Genomic DNA, 16,959 nt, shown 5'->3' on the forward strand with positions numbered 1-16,959 from the left:
TAATTAATAATTGATAATTGGTAATTTACACCAAAGTTATAAAACAAAATTAGGCAGCACGAATCCCGAAAAAATAATCAAACAAAAATAGCAATTATTCGGGTGCTTGTGGGCCCCCAAATAATCGCACATTCTCCCAATTTTCCTCCACAAGCAATGATCGAAAAATTTACCGCGTCAACCCTAAGTCAAGAACCAATTAGGGTCATAGCCGCGGGGAATTTGGCTCAAAGCAGTCCAAGTTTCTTGATTGACAATCCCGTTGGCCTGAATCCCAAAGCTTTTTTGAAATGCGCGAACAGCTTTGTCCGTCAAAGTAGCAAAGTCGCCGTCAATTTCACCACCATAATGGTTGGAAGTTTTGAGAACTTCCTGAACAGTAGCGACTGCTTCCCCAGAACTGCCTAATTTGAGTATCGGCATATTAACTGGAGCAGCAGTATAAAGCGCCTGCCAAGTCAGCGGCCCGACAATGCCATCCGGTGACAAGAAAACCCGAAACTGAAACAGTTTCACAGAAAATTCAACTGCTTTGTTAAAAATTCCTTTAGCAGGCTGTCGGTAAAGGTGCAACTTGGTTAGCAGTTGTTCTAGTTCCAATACCGCTTTACCTTGAGAACCTAATTGTAGTTGTGGCTTTTTGGCTATAGGTTGAGTAGATTTCATCTGGATTGTAGGTGACATAATCGGTTTTGCTAACCTCTAGGTTTGAGTATTCTTATGGAAAAAAACTTTTTCCGGGCGAAACATTTGCCTTCTCAAATTTTCTCGAATCAACACTGGCGTCGGCAGTGCCTCAACAGATTCGAGCAACCTTTACCATCTCGCGACTTGTGGACAGGAGACTTATACCCTTTTAGATTTTAGATTTTAGATTGGGCATGACTGATTACTATCGGGGTTTGCAGCTTACGTACAGTTGGATTCTTTGTTTAAACTGATATTAATTTTCGGCAGCCTCCCTAGGTACTCTGTCGCCAAACCCGGTTTAAGACGGCAAGCGCATCCTGAATCTGCTTTGATACTTTTGATTTTAAAGCTGAACACCGCGTGGCCACATCTCCTTTAAGGCTGATCTCACAGGGTGAGGATTGAGGGTGATATCCTTTCCGTTTGCATCGGAATTATTCATCTCTCTCTTCTCTTTCTCTGCGAGCTCTGCGTTCTCTGTGGTTAAATCATTCCGATGCAATCGGCATTAATATTAGTCGTTAAGTCCGACAGGGGTTTCAACCCCTGCCTCATAGCTCAAGTCGTCTCAAGACGACTGTAGATTAGTATTTGATATCAAGTCCGGCTTAAATAGCGCCTCCTATCAAATTTGTTAGCATCGAAAGTATTCCTATCTCTCTTCTCGATCTCTGCGTGAATCCGCGTCAATTCCTTGTCCGGGGCGGTTAATACATTCTCTTTTTTTCACCGCAGATACAGGCAGATAAACACAGATTCACGCAGATGAATTAGATCAATTCCGGTTGCACCATCCGTGGTTGACTGTTGACTGGATTTTACTATTTCGATGCTACCGCAATTGATATGAGAGAGGGTGTAGCAGCGGAGGCTGGTTCTGCTGCGAAAACTTTTCTGTGCTATCGTATCTCGGTCGATCGATTAATATCGATTCCGGTTGCACCGTCCGTCATTGTTGACTGTTCACTGTGAGTCAAGAAAATGAAAATTGCGCTAATTATTTGTTGGCAGCTTGATTCGACTTTACGCCTGACTCCGGAAGCGCGGATTTGATATCATTCCAGCGCAGCCGGATTTGATATAACTCGATCGATATTTGCGCGCTCAGACGCCCACAAACCCGGTTTTTTACAGTATATTCCATGTAAATTTAGTACGGATAAACAGGGTTTTGAGCAACAGAATCAGTAATGATGCGAGAACTGTAAAGAAACCAGGTTTTGCGCGGTGTACTTCATAAACCTTGAATACGCGGTATTAATTAAGTCTAAACAGTGGGAATAGTAAAGTGAAATTCACTTCCTCGGTCTTTTCCTGCGGAATCTACCCAAATTTTACCGCCCCAGCCAGCAACAATCTGTTTGCAAATTGCCAATCCCAAACCGGTACCGCCTGCGCTGCGGCGCAAAGCTCCTTCTTCTTGATAAAATCGATCGAACACTACTTTTAAACTGTTCGCCTCGATTCCCCTCCCCGTATCGGCTACGAGCACTTCCACCATCCGAGAACCGTTGCATTTCGCTCTTATGGTGACGCTTCCTTGAGGTGTGGTGAATTTGCAAGCGTTGTCTAGCAGTTTGGAGAGCACCTCCACCAACCACTCTCCGTCAGCTTGCACTAAAGGCAATTCTGCGGACACTTCGGCGATAATTTCCGGTAACTGTCGATCGAGTCCGCCCCCCGATCGCACGCTGCTAAGGGCCAAATCAACGCATTCTTGCAGCGTCAGCGATTCTACATTCCATTGAACTCGCCCGCTTTCTAAGTGAGAAAGAGTTAAGAAATCCTGCACGAGTTTTCGCATTCTATCGGCATCGCCGAGGGCAGTTTCTAACATGATTTGCCGCAATTCTGGGGGCATATCTGGTTCGGAGTTCAAGCTTTCCAAACAAACTTGAATCGTAGAAAGAGGGGTGCGGAGTTCATGTCCGGTGATGGCAATTAGATTGCTGCGAGTGCGGTCTAATGCTTCTAATTGTTGGTTGAGTTCTTCTAAATGAGCGTAGGTTTCTGCTTGAATTAAGGCCGCTCCGAGTTGGGTGGCGATTGCCTCTACTAAAGCAATTTCGTCTTCTTCCCAAGCCAAAGTCGATCGACACTGGTGCATTTCCACCATGCCCAAAACCCGCCCCTGATAAAGCACTGGCACCATTAGCCAAGAGACAATTTGCCAATTTTTTACAGTTTTTTCCAGGAATTGTGTATTGACAATCAGGGGGTGTTGTGCTGTGTCTTGGATGTAAACTCGCTCTTGCCGCGCCACCGCGTCACTCCATATTGGATTTTCCTGCAACAGCCAAGTCTGATCCAGCATGGAACTAGCGCCCGGCCCCAAAAACTCGCGATCGATTTTGACCGCCACATCTGCGGTCTTGCACCGATAAATCAAACATCGGCTTGCTGACAGGGCAGTGCCCAGTTCTTGAACTGCAACTTCGACGATTTCTTGTGGGTTGAGAGACTGCCGCATTGCCGTGGTAATTAAGTTTACCAGGCGTTCTTTGCGTTCCTGGGCGGCGATGGCGGCGTATGCTTTGAGCAGTTTGTGCTGGCCTGCTTGCAAGTAGGTTACTAAGCGCTCGGTAAAAGCGTCGCTCAATTTTGGATTGGGAATTTTTGAGCTTTTTCCCGTACTTATGTCGGGTTTGGCGGCTTTGGAAGTGGCGGATTTCCTCGTTTTTTTCGGTGTTTTGAGCTTGTAAGTAGTTCGCGCTCGATCGATCTTTTCGGCCAATTCCGGGCGATAATTGACAATTCTATCGAGCAACAATGCGGCAGCTTTGGAGCTGACCTCGCGATCGAACGTCCAAATTCCTTCAAATCTGCGAGCTTGATCCATCAACAGTGGCCCGCCATCGTCCTGGTTGTCGATCGGCACAATTTTTTCTTGACAAATCAGGCAAGTTGAGTAGTGCTGCCCCAGCACCACTAAGTGCCACTCTTTACTCAATCCGTCCTCCGGTGCAAACGCCACAGTTTCGTGACATTCCGAGGAATTTTTAAAGTCAGTTTCCGGTGCAGCCAGCACGTATACCTGAGACGAGCGTGAGGCAATTCGCCGGTAGCGGTGAGCTTCCTGGCGGTAGAAGCGCTCTCGCTGAAAGCTGGCAATCACTAGCGGTTCGTCGTCTGAACCCGCCAAAACTAAGTCTTCCATCGCGTGAGACAAGGCTGTCATGGAAGATTTGAAATAAATTTGTGCCCGCAGTTGGGGCAAAGCTTGCAGAAGTTCTGCCAGTAGCGAAATAGGGACGATCATCTAGCCTTAAACGTGCATTTTTGCCGATGACAAAACAGGATCGATAGGAGGTTTAGAGCGATCCCTTTTCAGTATCTGATACATTTATGCTTCATAACACGACTGTTTAAGTCATATCATTTAGACGAATCTAAGCAGAGGTATGCCTCCAAGACCTTGAGTTCATCCCAAAGTCACCTGTTTTTACCTCTAGGTTTTGACGCCAACTCATCTATTCAGGGTTCGATTCGGGCGTTAGCACTCTCACCATTCAGACTTGTTAGGCACCGCTTCCGGATCTCTTGCATTATACTATTCTTGAGCTATTTGATATCAATGCTATCTTTATCGGTTTTTGGCGAATCGGTTTTGGGCGATCGATCTGGCTAATCGGCAATTAAACTTTCAAAAATCACAAGTAATTGGCCATTAGCTAAAAACTAACGGCCAATTATTTTGAGGACTTATATCCAATCTGGTTAGATTCGGAATGATGCCAAGGATGCTCGGAAAATTATTATTCCGATGAAGCGCGGAAACGATTTTCACCAAAATCTATGAAGAAAAAGGGTTTCGGACACCTAGCTTGTAAGTCCTATATTTTTTTTGAGGCATAGCGCCTAAGTATAAATGCTGCGGCTGTGGTTGTATTAGGCTAGTTCGCCCCCTTCGTCGCTGCCACCGGGAGATGATTTGTAGAGAGCATCTAATTGTTCGCGGGCGTCTTGGACAGTCAGCGAACGCATCACTAACAGCGGCTCATTGACAACATTTCCGTGTTCGTCTAAAAGTTCTGGATGCGGTACAGATTGAGAGCGAGGATAGGATGCGTAGGGATTATTTGCCCTGAACTGTTGAGGGCGCTGGGACTCCATACCAACGGTGACTAGACTGCGGATTAAGTTACCGACCGCCAGAAAGGCAAGAACGGTAAAAGCTAAAATATAAAGCAAGTGCAACATTATCTTCTCCTCCGGGCTAAACAGCCACACAGCAATTTACAAAAGTGTTTCAGCAAGTAATAACTTATTAACTGGAAATCTGTTTGAGGTTGTCAAGTGGGCCGCCACATTTCCCAAGGTTGGGGATTTGACTGCAAATTTAACTTGAACTCGCTTCCTTATTTTCCAGGGGGAGCTGACTGCCATGAGCGAAAGCGTGCCGATACTTGCCAGCATTCGGCGAGCTGTCTGTGCCACGGCATCAGTGCTGCTGTTTCAATCCCAACTTGACCCCCGGTTGCTTGAAATAGAGCTTTTGCTGCGCCTACTTCTTGCTGAGCCTGTTTGACTCGCGCCAGCAAGTCAGATTGATCTTCCTCGCTGAGAAAGGGAATTTCCTCAGTTTCTAAGAGCTTTGCCGATCGGTCGAACCAGTAATTGAAATCCTCTAACAGCGGTTCCAGTAACGCTTTGAGCAATTCTGGCTCGGGCAAGTTGGAATTAAGCATGGATCAAAATTGGGTTATTTATCTATTATAGTCTTAGACGCTCTTTACAAATTGTAACATATTTTTAACAAAAATTCAATAATTTAATAACAATTAGCCCGTGGGTGTGAATAAATTTAACTGTGCCAGCAGCGATTTTTGAGTCGAAATCCCCAAATTGTGCAATATCGGCTCAGACTCGCTAGCAATAGCTCATAGCAGAAGGAAGTTCGGCAAGGGATTCGCTTTCTTCCGATGTAACGGATGTAAGAGATGAAAGGAAGAAGAAAGAAGGAAGAAAAAAACTATGCCCAATGCCCAATGCCCCATGCCCCATGCCCAGAATGACCTAATTTCCCGGAGTGTCCCCCAGTCGGAAGTCGGCGCTTGCTGTCCCAATCTGAGTAATATAGAAGCAACTGCAACTAAATTAATTGCTAATTCAGCCGATGTCTAGCTCAGAATCCATGTCCCCTCCAGAAGAGTCCGTTAAAATTGAGTTGCCCCGCACGAGTGAGTCCGAGGCACTAAAAAAAATTCGCCACACCACTTCCCACGTTATGGCGATGGCGGTACAGAAGTTATTTCCCAAGGCGCAAGTGACTATCGGCCCTTGGATTGAAAACGGTTTCTATTATGACTTTGACACTCCCGAACCTTTTACGGAACAGGATTTAAAAGCCATTAAAAAAGAGATGATCAAAATCATCAACCGTAAATTGCCTGTAATTCGGGAAGAAGTCAGCCGCGAGGAAGCAGAACGCAGAATTAAGGAGATTAACGAACCTTACAAATTAGAAATTTTAGAAGGTTTGATCGAACCAATTACTTTTTACCATTTGGGCGAGGAATGGTGGGATTTGTGCGCGGGGCCTCACTTGGATAATACCAGTGAGTTGAATCCAAAGGCGATCGAGCTAGAAAGCCTAGCAGGGGCGTACTGGCGCGGCGACGAAACCAAAGCTCAATTACAGCGGATTTACGGCACTGCTTGGGAAACTCCCGAACAATTAGCAGCATACAAACACCGCAAAGAAGAAGCATTAAGGCGCGATCACCGCAAATTAGGTAAAGAATTAGGCTTATTTATTTTTGCCGATCCTGTGGGCCCCGGCTTGCCTTTGTGGACGCCGAAAGGCACTGTTTTGAGAAGTATTTTAGAAGATTACTTGAAACAAGAACAAATCAAACGCGGCTATTTGCAAGTTGTGACTCCACACATCGCCAGAGTAGATTTGTTCAAAATTTCTGGACACTGGCAGAAATACAAAGAAGATATGTTTCCGCTGATGGCGGAGGATGAGGAAGCGGCAGCAAACGAACAGGGTTTTGTGATGAAACCGATGAACTGCCCTTTCCACATCCAAATTTACAAAAGCGAATTGCGATCCTATCGAGAACTGCCGATGCGCTTAGCGGAATTCGGCACGGTTTACCGCTACGAACAATCGGGAGAATTGGGCGGTTTAACGCGGGTGCGCGGCTTTACGGTGGATGATTCCCACTTATTTGTCACACCGGAACAGTTGGATGCAGAATTCTTGAATGTGGTGGATTTGATTCTGTCAGTATTCAAGAGTCTGCAACTGAAAAACTTTAAGGCGCGTTTGAGTTTCCGCGATCCAAACAATTTAGAGAAATACATCGGTTCCGATGAAGCTTGGGAAAAGGCTCAAGGTGCAATCCGCCGCGCAGTGGAAACTTTGGGAATGAATTATTTTGAGGGAATTGGAGAGGCGGCTTTTTACGGGCCGAAACTCGATTTCATTTTCCAAGATGTCTTGGATAGAGAATGGCAATTAGGAACTGTTCAGGTAGATTACAACTTGCCAGAACGTTTTGATTTGGAATATGTTGCTGAAGACGGCACTCGCAAGCGTCCGGTGATGATTCACCGCGCTCCTTTCGGTTCTTTGGAACGTTTGATCGGGATTTTGATTGAGCAGTATGCGGGCGATTTTCCGCTGTGGTTAGCGCCGATTCAGGTGCGGTTGTTGCCTGTCAGCGCCGAGTTTTTGCCGTTTGCGAAGGAAGTGGCCGCGAAGATGAAAATGCTCGGAATGCGCGCTGAAGCTGATGAGAATAGCGAGCGTTTGGGCAAGTTGATTCGCAATGCTGAGAAGGATAAAATTCCGGTGATGGGTGTTGTGGGTGCGAAGGAAGTTGAGGCGAATAGTTTGAATATTCGGACTCGGACTTCTGGGGAGTTGGGGGCTATTTCGGTTGAGGAAGTGATTGGGAGGTTGCAGGCGGCGATTAGTAGTTACGGAGATTTTTAGGGGGATTTTTTAAACGCAGATGCACGGGGATTAACGCAGATGATAGTTTGATATTGTCTGCGTTTTTCTAATCGATCGACTAAACTCATATAATTAGGTAAATTAACAGGAGTTAAATTAATGAGTAATCCGTTTCTAGGGATGAATCCTTATTTAGAAAGTCCTGAATTGTGGCCTCAAGTACATCACTTGCTAATTAGTAGCATTTTTGAATCATTAGTGCCACAGTTGCTGCCAAAATATATCGTCGATATTGAAAAAAGAGTTTATGAGCTTAGCGGGGAAAATTCCCTTTTAGTGGGGATTCCTGATGTCACTGTGCAGCGCTCTCCAAGTCAAACAAACCCAACTTCTTCTAATGTTGCAGTTGCCGCGCCGCCTGTGACAGCCTTGAAAGTAAGACTGCCAGTACCTGTGGAATTTAGGGAAGCATATTTAGAGGTGCGAGATACAGAAACTAGGGAAGTTGTGACAGTGATTGAAGTGTTGTCACCCGCCAATAAGCGCCCTGGGAAAGGGCGAGAAATATATGAAGCAAAGCGAGAAAAGGTGTTTGGTAGTCGCACTCATATGATTGAAATTGACTTGCTGCGAAGTTACCAACCAATGTTAGTTTTTGGGAACGATATTGAGGCAAGTTATCGAATTTTAGCGAGTCGGGGAAATCAAAGGCCTTTGGCGGATTTGTACCTTTTCAATTTACCGGATATGATTCCTCAGTTTCCCTTGCCTTTGCGTGCGGGTGATGCGGAACCAATTGTAGATTTACAAGCGTTATTAAATGGGGTTTACGATCGCGCCGCCTATGACTTTAGAATAGATTACACCGCACCCCTACCTGCGCTTTCAGAATCAGATGCTGCTTGGGCGGATGCTTTGTTGCGGGAAAGAGGGTTAAAGGGATAAGGAAAGTAGATTCTTCCCTGGTGGGGGGCGGGTTTATGAGAATTTTTGGTGGTTTTTGATGTCGGCGAAACGACCCCTACAGAAATATAGGGTAACGAGGCTCGAAAAACTCAAAACACCTACACAAAACGTTACATCTTTGTTACCATCGTGGCAAGTCTGTCCTCAGCAGCCCCTCTATTAACCTTCTAAACTAACCGTTATGAGTCAACATCCCTCAGCAATTCCCGCCTCCGAAGAGTCCGACGAAACCCAGACAGCGCCGACAAACACTGCACCTCCACCGAGTTATGTCAAGCTGGCGATGCGGAATATGGTTCGCAAGCGGGCGACTTCTTTGTTTCATTTTGCTTTGACAGCCGCCGGACTCTTAGGCGTACTCGTCGGTTTGGCTTTTCTCGATCGCTATTTCAATTCTTAATCCGGGATTCCAACAATCAGCCTCTAATTTCTGCTGATGTTTTTGATCTTTCTTAATCGGGAGTTAAGCTGATTGTTCTGCCTGCCTGTTGCAATCTCTAACAGATTACTGTATCTTTCCAGCAACAGCAAAATCCCCTGCCGTTCGATCGCGCAATTGGAATTTGTAAAAAAATTGAATATATCCCTTGACAGGAGAGCAAAAAAATGTTAATTGAGGTGAACGTCGAGGACTGTTACGGGCTCGCCCAGCAGTCAGCCGACGCTTCCAACCTCCCTGAGAGTACAGCCAGCGGGGAGATTTCAGCCGAAACCTGGGAAAATTGGTTTAGCGTTTGGCTGGAAAACCAGGAAGATTATGTGCCAGTCGCTCCGGGCTACGAAGTCAGTCTGCGTTTAACCGCCGATACCGAGATGCAAGCCCTCAACCTCCAGTACCGCCAGCTCGATAGACCGACTGATGTACTAGCTTTCGCATCTTTAGAGGTAGACTGTCCTCAGCTAGAGGAAATGCAGTCATCTGAACCCCTATACTTGGGTGATATCGTCATCTCGATCGATACAGCTAACCGACAAGCCCAGCAGCAAGGACATCCCCTGAAGAACGAACTAGCTTGGCTGGCAGCCCACGGTTTTCTGCATCTTTTGGGCTGGGATCACCCGGATGAAGAAAGTCTGACTCAAATGCTCGATCGACAAGAAACATTGCTGCGGGCGATCGGTCTTGCGATCCAAACAGCATAACTGAAGTTGATGTTGATTTAAAAAATCATGTCAAGCCCAACATAACTTTCTGAAATTAAACCAAAACTTTAGTAAAAACTTAGAAAAGTTACCTAGACTTGATGAAGTTAATTTGAAAAGTTTAGCTTTCATTCATCTCTGTAAATTAAAGTTGGTTCTTTATGACACTAGATAGACCCTCAATTTCATCACAAATCGCACAGTTTCTGCCCATGCCTCAAGACTCTTCTAGCCAGACAGTCCAGGAGCCGAAAAAAGCCTTGAAATACAACCGAGAGCTGTCCTGGAAAATCGCATCTAGCTTAGCTACGAGTTTTAGATACGCTTGGGGGGGTCTGAGTTATGCTTTTGAAACTCAGCGCAATTTTCGGATTCACACAGTTATAGGCACTTTGGCGATCGGACTCGGGCTATTTTTGCAACTCAAACCTGTAGAAATATCTGTGATCGGCGTCACCATTGGCATAGTTTTAGCAATGGAACTGTTGAATACGGCGATCGAATCGGTGGTAGACTTGACAGTCGGGCAATCTTATCACGAACTAGCCAGAATTGCCAAAGACTGCGCTGCCGGAGCAGTTCTGGTATCGGCAATGGCTGCGATCATCGTCGGTACTGCACTTCTGCTTCCTCCTTTGTGGGCAGTCGTTCAAATTGCGATCGGCCGTCAGTAACTTATTGGAGGCAGAAAATTTTAGGTTTTAGATGACCAATTTGAGATTTTTAGTTTTATTCGTCTATATTGCAGCTATTTTTATCTTCGGCATCTATCTAAAATCTTGAAACCCTTGCTTTCAGGGAGCGAGTCAATCTAAAATCTAAAATCTAAAACCTAAAATCTAACTTAACCCGTGATTATAGTCATCGATAACTACGACAGTTTTACATACAATTTGGTACAGTATCTAGGAGAACTAGGTGCTGAATTGCCCGTAGCCAGCGAAGTGCAAGTCTACCGGAACGACCAAATTTCCTTAGCAGAAATTCGCCAATTGCAGCCGGCAGCAGTGGTGATTTCTCCTGGCCCGGGGCGGCCGGAAGATGCGGGAATTTCTCTGGAATTAATCAAAGAATTGGGCCCGACTTTGCCAATTTTAGGCGTCTGCCTGGGACATCAAAGTATCGGTCAAGTATTTGGCGGGAAAATTGTTTCTGCACCCGTGTTGATGCACGGCAAAACTTCTCAGGTAGAACACGCAGGAGTCGGAGTTTTTCAGGGCGTGGAATCGCCGATGATTGCCACTCGTTATCACAGTTTGGTAATTGAAAAGCAGAGTTGTCCAGAAGTTTTGGAAATTACCGCTTGGGTTGAAGACGGAACTATTATGGGTGTGCGGCATCGGGAATATCCGCACATTGAAGGTGTACAGTTTCACCCGGAAAGTATTTTGACGACTTCGGGAAAGCAATTATTACGAAATTTCTTGGAACGGCTTTAGTTGGGTTTTGAATTTTGAGTTTTTGTCTGAATCTTTCGGGTGCGTAATGCGAACCTGACGGTTGAAATTATCTAACTTTGTAGGGCGCGCAACGCGAACTTTACGGTAAAACTATGGTGCACATTTTCGCATCTCAGCCGCCCACAAAAGGATACAAGCCCCCGAAAATAGTTGTGGTGAGCCCCAAATTTTAGACGAAAGTTCCATATCCCAGATTCATCTGTGGAGTAAATCTAAAATCTAAAATCTAAAATCTAAAATCGACTGGCGGTGTTTTGTGGTATAACAACAGACGACCAACACCCGACAACCCCAACCACAAGATGAAACGGCGACAATTAATACGTTACGCACAGACGGGTTTGCTAGCAGCTTTCTTCACGGGTTTGCCATCTGGATGGGAAAGCTATCAAGCTCAAACTGCTGATTCTTTGTCGATTCAGTGGTTGGGCCACACTTGCTTCTTGTTCGCCGGAGGCGGTGCGAGGGTGCTGGTGAATCCTTTTCGCCCCCTGGGCTGTACCGCAGGCTATCGCTCTCCTAAAGTGCCAACAGATTTGATTCTGATTAGCAGCCGATTGCTCGATGAAGGGGCGATCGACGGATTTGCGGGCAATCCCGGCCTTTTGTACGAACCAGGGGCTTACAGGTCTAACGGGCTGCGGATTCAAGGGATTCGGACGGAAAAAGACCGTGAGGGAGGAAGGCGATTTGGGGTCAATGTGGCTTGGCTGTGGCAGCAAGCGGGCGTTAAGATTTTACACTTGGGCGGAGTTGCTGGCCCGATCGGCATTGAAGAACAAATCTTGATCGGGCGGCCCGATGTAGTGCTGATTCCCGTGGGTGGCGGGCCGAAAGCTTACACTCCGGCGGAAGCGAAGCAAACTTTGCAACTTCTCAAACCAAAGATGGTGATTCCGACGCATTTCAAAACCCAAGCCGCCGATGCTGCTGCGTGCGATTTGGTGCCGCTAGATGAATTCTTGGCGCTGATGGATGGTACGCCGGTGCGCCGAGTGAATAATGACACGATTTCGATCAAATCTGCTGACTTACCCCAAACTGGTTCAGTGATTGAGGTTTTGAGTTACAGATTTAGCGGTTGATGCCCGATTTTTCAGCTTGCGTTATAGTAAGGGAGTTTTGGTCGATCGGGGATGCAAGAGAATTTTCTCTTTACCTTAGCCTCTGGCAACCTTGCCTTTTGTCGAGATTTGGCTAACATAACAATTCATGTTCACTGTTTTATCTCATAAGGAAATGCAAGCGCAATGAAAAATCAAAATTTACCTAGTTGGATCAAACAACTCACAGGTTTCGCAGGAATAATCGGCGCTAGCGCGTTAATCGGTTTCCCGGCTTGGGCTCACATCACCTCCAACACCAATGTTGCTAATGCAACTCAAACTTCACAAGTTGCAGGAAAAGTGAAAACCGCTGCTTCACCCGCACCAACTTCCGCTTCACCTGCACCAACTTCCGCTGCTAAGGATATTGTTGCTATTGCATCTGGCGACGCTCAATTCGAGACATTGACGAAGGCTTTGGGAGCTGCAGGTTTGGTGACAACTTTACAAGGAAAAGGCCCTTTCACTGTTTTTGCTCCGACTGATGCGGCCTTTGCTGCTTTGCCAGAAGGAACTGTGGAGAATTTGCTCAAACCGGAAAACAAAGCCCTACTTACTAAGATTTTAACTTACCACGTTGTTCCTGGTTCGGTTGTATCTACTAGCCTGAAATCCGGCGATGTTAAAAGTGTCGAAGGCAGTTCGCTGAAGGTGGGAGTTAACGCAGGCAAAGTTACTGTCAGCGGTGCTAATGTTGTGAAAGCTGATATCAAAGCTAGCAACGGCGTTATTCACGTAATTGACAAGGTGTTGATGCCCCCTGATGCCAAGTAGGACTAGCGTTTTGTGCATCAATTGATGTCAGATTCGGTTAAATGAAGACGAAGTAAGGACACAACAATGTTGTGTCCTTATTTGTATGGCAGGCAATTCAGAATTAATATAGATAAAGCTTTAGCTAGCTGCAGGTACTTACAAAAATGGCTGCCAACCCTTACCCCGATGGCCAAAATCGAAGATTTCGGGATGGAGAATTTCTGCTAAAATTTCTAACGAATCAACCAATCTCGGCCCCGGCCGATTAAAGTAAGAATTGCCGTCAGTTATGTAAACGTTCCCCATTTTTACTGCTTCCAAATTAGGCCATTCTGCGTATTTAGTTATGTGTATTGCTTCGATGCGAGTGCGGTTCAAATCAAAACCACAAGGCATAAAAATAATTACATCGGGGTTAGCTCCTACTAGCGATTCCCATTTTAACCAAGGGGAATGTTCCCCGACAATTCCAAACAGCGAATTGCCTCCCGCCATTGCCACTAATTCGGGAATCCAGTTACCCGCAGCCATCAAAGGTTCAATCCATTCGATGCAGGCTACTTTGGGAAGTCTCTGTTTTGTGGTAATAATAGAGGATGCTTGTGTTTGGGAGGTAATAGCATCAATGCGGGATTGCAAAAGGTCGATCGCACTTTTTCCATTTACGCCCAAAGCATCAGCAACTCGCTGAATATCCGTCCAAATTTCTGCTAGCAGATTCGGCTGCAAAGAAATAATTTCCGGCTTGCTATTTACCAGCGTGCTTACTGCTTGTTCAACCTCTGTCAGAGAACAAGCGCAGACTTCACATTGAGCTTGAGTAATAATGTGAGTCGGCTGCAATTTTTCCAAAGTCTCTATTTCTACTTTATACACACTCAGCGCATTTTGCAACAATTCTGTCACGCGGTTGTGAATTTCGCTGCTAGTTCCTTCGGGATTGAATTTAGGCTGAGTGCAAACAGGTAAATTTTGGATTTCTGGGGGATAATCGCATTCGTGGGAACGGCCCACAATTGCATCGGTTAATCCTAAAAGTGCTACAATTTCGGTGGCACTGGGAATTAGAGAGATTATTCTTGGTTGGTTCATTGGTTTTCTGTTTTTTACCGCTTCGGAAGCACAGGCGAGACGCCCGTGCCACAGTAAAAGGGATTGTTAAATTTTTAGTTTTTTTAAGTATTGCAAATCTTGCCATGCGTGAATGAGATTACCTTGCATCAGAGCCGCTACACCGTTTAAAACTCTAATTTCCGGTAGGTTGGAGTTGAGAGCGAGAGCAGGTTTTAAGGCTGTTTGAGCAGCTTTGGGATGCCAGCCGTACAGGTGTACGAAAGCGAGATAGGCGTAAGCGTAAGGGTTTTTTGAGTCGAGTTGAGTAACTTTTTCTAAGACGGCAATCGAACTTTTGACATTCTGCTGCAATACCCGAGAAAATGCCAAAGCATAAGCCAATTCTAGATTATTTGGTTCCTGTTTCAACCGATATTCTAACGCTTGTTCCGCTTGCACGGTATAATCTTGAATTGGATCGTACTGATTGATGCGCCCAATCTGCTCGAACACGGGTTCTAAACCTGGCAATCCTTTGGGTAAATTAACCGCCATCGCCCGCAATTGAGTCACCAAATCTAACTCAGGCTTATCTTTATAATCCTCGTTCCCCCGCTCTGCCTGAGAACGCATATCCAGAGGCTCTGCCTCTATTTTAACACTCACTGTCGGCACATTAATCGGATAAGTTTCACCGGTTTTCCGATTTAGATAAGTAGCTTGCAGATTGTAAGTTCCCGGTGCAATATTAGCAGGAGGAAGCATCGCCGTACGATCGACAACTCGAAACCCCACAGCAAATTTATCCGCTTCCAGCATTCCCGGATGCAAAGTCGCCTGGCCGATCGCGCGATCGTGTAAAATCCTGAAAGTCTGTCCCGGTGGAATATCGCCCGACTGCTGATTTTGCCACGTTACCAACACTAAACCAGACTGCAACTGCTGCCAAGGCCCAGACCAAGTATAAGTAACCGGTAGCGCGAGTCCGGGAACTGCTTTTGCAGCGACAGTAACTCGATCTAATTGTACTTGCGATCGCGCTTCATTTAACGGCTGTATTTCGACAGGCTGCACTCGCTTGCGATAAAGATTTAAATTAGTATAATCGGGCAAAGTCCAAGTTTTATCTAACTCAAATTTATCACCTTTTTCAATTGCCGTTACTGCTGCATTTTGAGCTTGTTTAATACGTTCGCGAATCGAACCTTGGGGGCCGCTTTTAGTTACAAACCAAGAGAGCGATCGCACATCTTGCGGCACGTCTTTTAAATTCGTTCCCACCTGCCGCCCATAAACCTGAAAATTCGCCAAAGCACCGTAAAAATTCAAATTATGCTGGTTAATTTCCGGGGTCGAAGGCAACACGCCTAAAGTAGACTGCAAATAAGGTTCCCTATCAATAATTTCGGCAATTATCTCTCGGTGCGGCCACTCTTTCCCCCAGTAAGGATAGTGAGAATTGCCGGGACTGATAATTTGAACTAAGCTATGTCCAAAAGCCCCTCCCAGCGGCCACATATGCAATAGCATTGCCAGAATTCCCAAGCCAATTGTACCCCAGCGAATTTCTCGTCCCCACCGAGAAGGCCACAGCGTTAAACAGTAGGCTAAGAAAATAGATAAAACTGGCAAATAAGGTATACCATATCGGTCGTCTTTGTTAATATTTAGAGAATTAATTAAATAAGCTCCTACCCAGAAAACAGCCAGCCAGCGACAGGAGTTGAGATAAAAGATGGACGAACTCTCTTGCCGACGACGCCAATAAAGTATCAATCCTACTAAGGGAATAAGTAACAGAGGCCAAGAAATGTGTTCTGGTAAGTGTTTACCGTAGTAAATCCAAGCGTCGATCGTATTGAGGGCCGGATCTCCTTCGGCGATCGCAGAATCCACTGTTGCCCGTTTTCCCCCGGTCAAAATTAACAGCCAATTAGTTTTTGCCCACGGCCCAAACACCGCCACCGACAGCAACAAACTACCTGCTAATTGAGCTAATCTTCCCCAAGCTTTTTGTCGCACAGCACCCACAGCTAACCAGACAATCGGGGTAAATAGAAATAATACGGTAGTGTGTTTAACTAATATTGATAAACCGAGAGAAATTCCAAAGGCGATTGCCCAAAAGAAAGACGACGGGGAGAGGGGGAGAGTGGGGGAGGGGGAGAGAGAGGAACTGGAAGAGGGGAAGAATTTATACTTTTTATTCGTTCGTTCTTTCAACTGAGTTCTATCGGTTACATCCTTTACATCCGTTACATCCGTTACAGAATCCGTTGCCGAACTTCTTCCTTCAGAAGCCTTCCACATGGTCAAACAATAGAAAGCCAAAGTAATCGCCGCAGTGAGGGGATAGTCGAGTAAAAATTGCAAGCGGAACCGATAAAGTCCCGGTAACAAAACGCAAATTGCAGCGGCCCACAAACCGACTTGCCTGTTAAATAATTGGACACCAAGACTGTAGACTGAAGCGAGGAGAATTGCACTAAATAATAGATGAACGAGGGTTGCCCGATCGCCCCCAGTACCGAAAACTTGAAGAAACGGCACCGTCAAGATGTATGCCAAGGGCGGAATTTTCGTCGAAAGCAGCCAGAAGTTTGTCCACCACTCCCCGGAAAGCCACTGAGGATGCTGCAACGCCTGCAAGTATTTCAGGGTGCTAGTCAGGTAATCTGCTTGATCCCACGCCGGGACAGATCGATCGAGGGCAAACCAGAGGCGATCGCTAATTGCCCCCAGCAGCCAAATTATGCCTAAGACAAGCAGACTCTTGCCCTCGCTGTCCCGATGTTGCTGTGCCATTGCGATTCTTGGATTTTAGGTTGCAGCTTTTAGCTTACAGGTGGGCGGTTCCGGGTGATCGAAAATTAATTTG

At 45.9% G+C, this 16,959-nt stretch carries 15 protein-coding genes; 9 read left to right on the forward strand and 6 right to left on the reverse strand.

Going from position 1 to position 16,959, the window contains the following annotated elements; genetic code table 11:
* Positions 1-183: 183 nt before the first annotated feature.
* The 4 genes from Q5691_RS09650 to Q5691_RS09665 form a co-directional block, all read right to left on the reverse strand.
* A complete protein-coding gene (locus Q5691_RS09650; protein WP_333214676.1) occupies positions 184-684 on the reverse strand; it encodes a peptidoglycan-binding protein in 501 nt (166 codons plus the stop codon).
* 1,273 nt (positions 685-1,957) lie between these two features.
* A complete protein-coding gene (locus Q5691_RS09655; protein WP_333214678.1) occupies positions 1,958-3,949 on the reverse strand; it encodes a DICT sensory domain-containing protein in 1,992 nt (663 codons plus the stop codon).
* A gap of 629 nt (positions 3,950-4,578) precedes the next feature.
* Positions 4,579-4,890: a DUF2973 domain-containing protein gene (locus Q5691_RS09660; protein WP_333106625.1), complete on the reverse strand. Its 312-nt coding sequence runs from the start codon at positions 4,888-4,890 to the stop codon at positions 4,579-4,581.
* Positions 4,891-5,048: 158 nt separating this feature from the next.
* Positions 5,049-5,378, reverse strand: a complete 330-nt coding sequence (locus Q5691_RS09665; RefSeq protein WP_333214680.1) for a DUF2605 domain-containing protein — start codon at positions 5,376-5,378, stop codon at positions 5,049-5,051.
* 286 nt (positions 5,379-5,664) lie between these two features.
* Here Q5691_RS09665 and Q5691_RS09670 point away from each other — a divergent pair, with 286 nt between their 5' ends.
* From Q5691_RS09670 to Q5691_RS09710, 9 genes are all read left to right on the forward strand, one after another.
* Entirely contained in the window at positions 5,665-5,814 is a 150-nt protein-coding gene (locus Q5691_RS09670) for a hypothetical protein (protein WP_333308134.1), read from the forward strand.
* On the forward strand, positions 5,807-7,636 hold the full coding sequence (gene thrS, locus Q5691_RS09675; RefSeq protein WP_333308135.1) for a threonine--tRNA ligase: 1,830 nt from the start codon (positions 5,807-5,809) through the stop codon (positions 7,634-7,636). The genes Q5691_RS09670 and thrS overlap by 8 nt, the downstream gene beginning before the upstream one ends.
* Before the next feature lie 120 nt (positions 7,637-7,756).
* The gene (locus tag Q5691_RS09680) at positions 7,757-8,542 is read left to right on the forward strand and encodes a DUF4058 family protein (RefSeq protein ID WP_333214684.1); all 786 of its coding nucleotides are present in this window, start codon (positions 7,757-7,759) and stop codon (positions 8,540-8,542) included.
* A gap of 202 nt (positions 8,543-8,744) precedes the next feature.
* The gene (locus tag Q5691_RS09685) at positions 8,745-8,963 is read left to right on the forward strand and encodes a DUF3285 domain-containing protein (protein WP_333308137.1); all 219 of its coding nucleotides are present in this window, start codon (positions 8,745-8,747) and stop codon (positions 8,961-8,963) included.
* 206 nt (positions 8,964-9,169) lie between these two features.
* The gene (gene ybeY, locus Q5691_RS09690) at positions 9,170-9,706 is read left to right on the forward strand and encodes an rRNA maturation RNase YbeY (protein ID WP_333214688.1); all 537 of its coding nucleotides are present in this window, start codon (positions 9,170-9,172) and stop codon (positions 9,704-9,706) included.
* Between the two features lie 161 nt (positions 9,707-9,867).
* A complete protein-coding gene (locus Q5691_RS09695) occupies positions 9,868-10,380 on the forward strand; it encodes a diacylglycerol kinase family protein (protein ID WP_333085282.1) in 513 nt (170 codons plus the stop codon).
* A 177-nt stretch (positions 10,381-10,557) separates the two neighbouring features.
* Positions 10,558-11,145 carry an aminodeoxychorismate/anthranilate synthase component II gene (locus tag Q5691_RS09700; protein WP_333240826.1) on the forward strand — a complete coding sequence of 196 codons (588 nt, stop codon included), beginning with the start codon at positions 10,558-10,560 and terminating at the stop codon, positions 11,143-11,145.
* A 323-nt stretch (positions 11,146-11,468) separates the two neighbouring features.
* Positions 11,469-12,251, forward strand: coding sequence for an MBL fold metallo-hydrolase (locus Q5691_RS09705; protein WP_333214692.1), 783 nt, complete (start codon positions 11,469-11,471; stop codon positions 12,249-12,251).
* Positions 12,252-12,416: 165 nt separating this feature from the next.
* Entirely contained in the window at positions 12,417-13,046 is a 630-nt protein-coding gene (locus Q5691_RS09710) for a fasciclin domain-containing protein (protein ID WP_333214694.1), read from the forward strand.
* 138 nt (positions 13,047-13,184) lie between these two features.
* Here the strand turns inward: Q5691_RS09710 and Q5691_RS09715 are convergent, their stop codons facing one another.
* Both Q5691_RS09715 and Q5691_RS09720 read right to left on the reverse strand, forming a co-directional pair.
* On the reverse strand, positions 13,185-14,120 hold the full coding sequence (locus Q5691_RS09715; protein WP_333344650.1) for a cobalamin-binding protein: 936 nt from the start codon (positions 14,118-14,120) through the stop codon (positions 13,185-13,187).
* A gap of 66 nt (positions 14,121-14,186) precedes the next feature.
* On the reverse strand, positions 14,187-16,886 hold the full coding sequence (locus Q5691_RS09720) for a phospholipid carrier-dependent glycosyltransferase (RefSeq protein WP_333344652.1): 2,700 nt from the start codon (positions 16,884-16,886) through the stop codon (positions 14,187-14,189).
* Positions 16,887-16,959: the final 73 nt, after the last annotated feature.

This window comes from Microcoleus sp. w1-18aA5, assembly GCF_036701705.1.
Classification (GTDB): domain Bacteria; phylum Cyanobacteriota; class Cyanobacteriia; order Cyanobacteriales; family Microcoleaceae; genus Microcoleus.

Bases quoted from the DNA above. Each gene is read 5' to 3' on its own strand.
- Q5691_RS09715 (WP_333344650.1), bottom strand. From the start codon at position 14,120: ATGAACCAACCAAGAATAATCTCTCTAATTCCCAGTGCCACCGAAATT.
- Q5691_RS09720 (WP_333344652.1), bottom strand. From the start codon at position 16,886: ATGGCACAGCAACATCGGGACAGCGAGGGCAAGAGTCTGCTTGTCTTA.
- Q5691_RS09650 (WP_333214676.1), bottom strand. From the start codon at position 684: ATGTCACCTACAATCCAGATGAAATCTACTCAACCTATAGCCAAAAAG.
- Q5691_RS09695 (WP_333085282.1), top strand. From the start codon at position 9,868: ATGACACTAGATAGACCCTCAATTTCATCACAAATCGCACAGTTTCTG.
- Q5691_RS09680 (WP_333214684.1), top strand. From the start codon at position 7,757: ATGAGTAATCCGTTTCTAGGGATGAATCCTTATTTAGAAAGTCCTGAA.
- Q5691_RS09710 (WP_333214694.1), top strand. From the start codon at position 12,417: ATGAAAAATCAAAATTTACCTAGTTGGATCAAACAACTCACAGGTTTC.
- Q5691_RS09660 (WP_333106625.1), bottom strand. From the start codon at position 4,890: ATGTTGCACTTGCTTTATATTTTAGCTTTTACCGTTCTTGCCTTTCTG.
- ybeY (WP_333214688.1), top strand. From the start codon at position 9,170: ATGTTAATTGAGGTGAACGTCGAGGACTGTTACGGGCTCGCCCAGCAG.
- thrS (WP_333308135.1), top strand. From the start codon at position 5,807: ATGTCTAGCTCAGAATCCATGTCCCCTCCAGAAGAGTCCGTTAAAATT.
- Q5691_RS09670 (WP_333308134.1), top strand. From the start codon at position 5,665: ATGCCCAATGCCCAATGCCCCATGCCCCATGCCCAGAATGACCTAATT.
- Q5691_RS09655 (WP_333214678.1), bottom strand. From the start codon at position 3,949: ATGATCGTCCCTATTTCGCTACTGGCAGAACTTCTGCAAGCTTTGCCC.
- Q5691_RS09705 (WP_333214692.1), top strand. From the start codon at position 11,469: ATGAAACGGCGACAATTAATACGTTACGCACAGACGGGTTTGCTAGCA.
- Q5691_RS09665 (WP_333214680.1), bottom strand. From the start codon at position 5,378: ATGCTTAATTCCAACTTGCCCGAGCCAGAATTGCTCAAAGCGTTACTG.
- Q5691_RS09685 (WP_333308137.1), top strand. From the start codon at position 8,745: ATGAGTCAACATCCCTCAGCAATTCCCGCCTCCGAAGAGTCCGACGAA.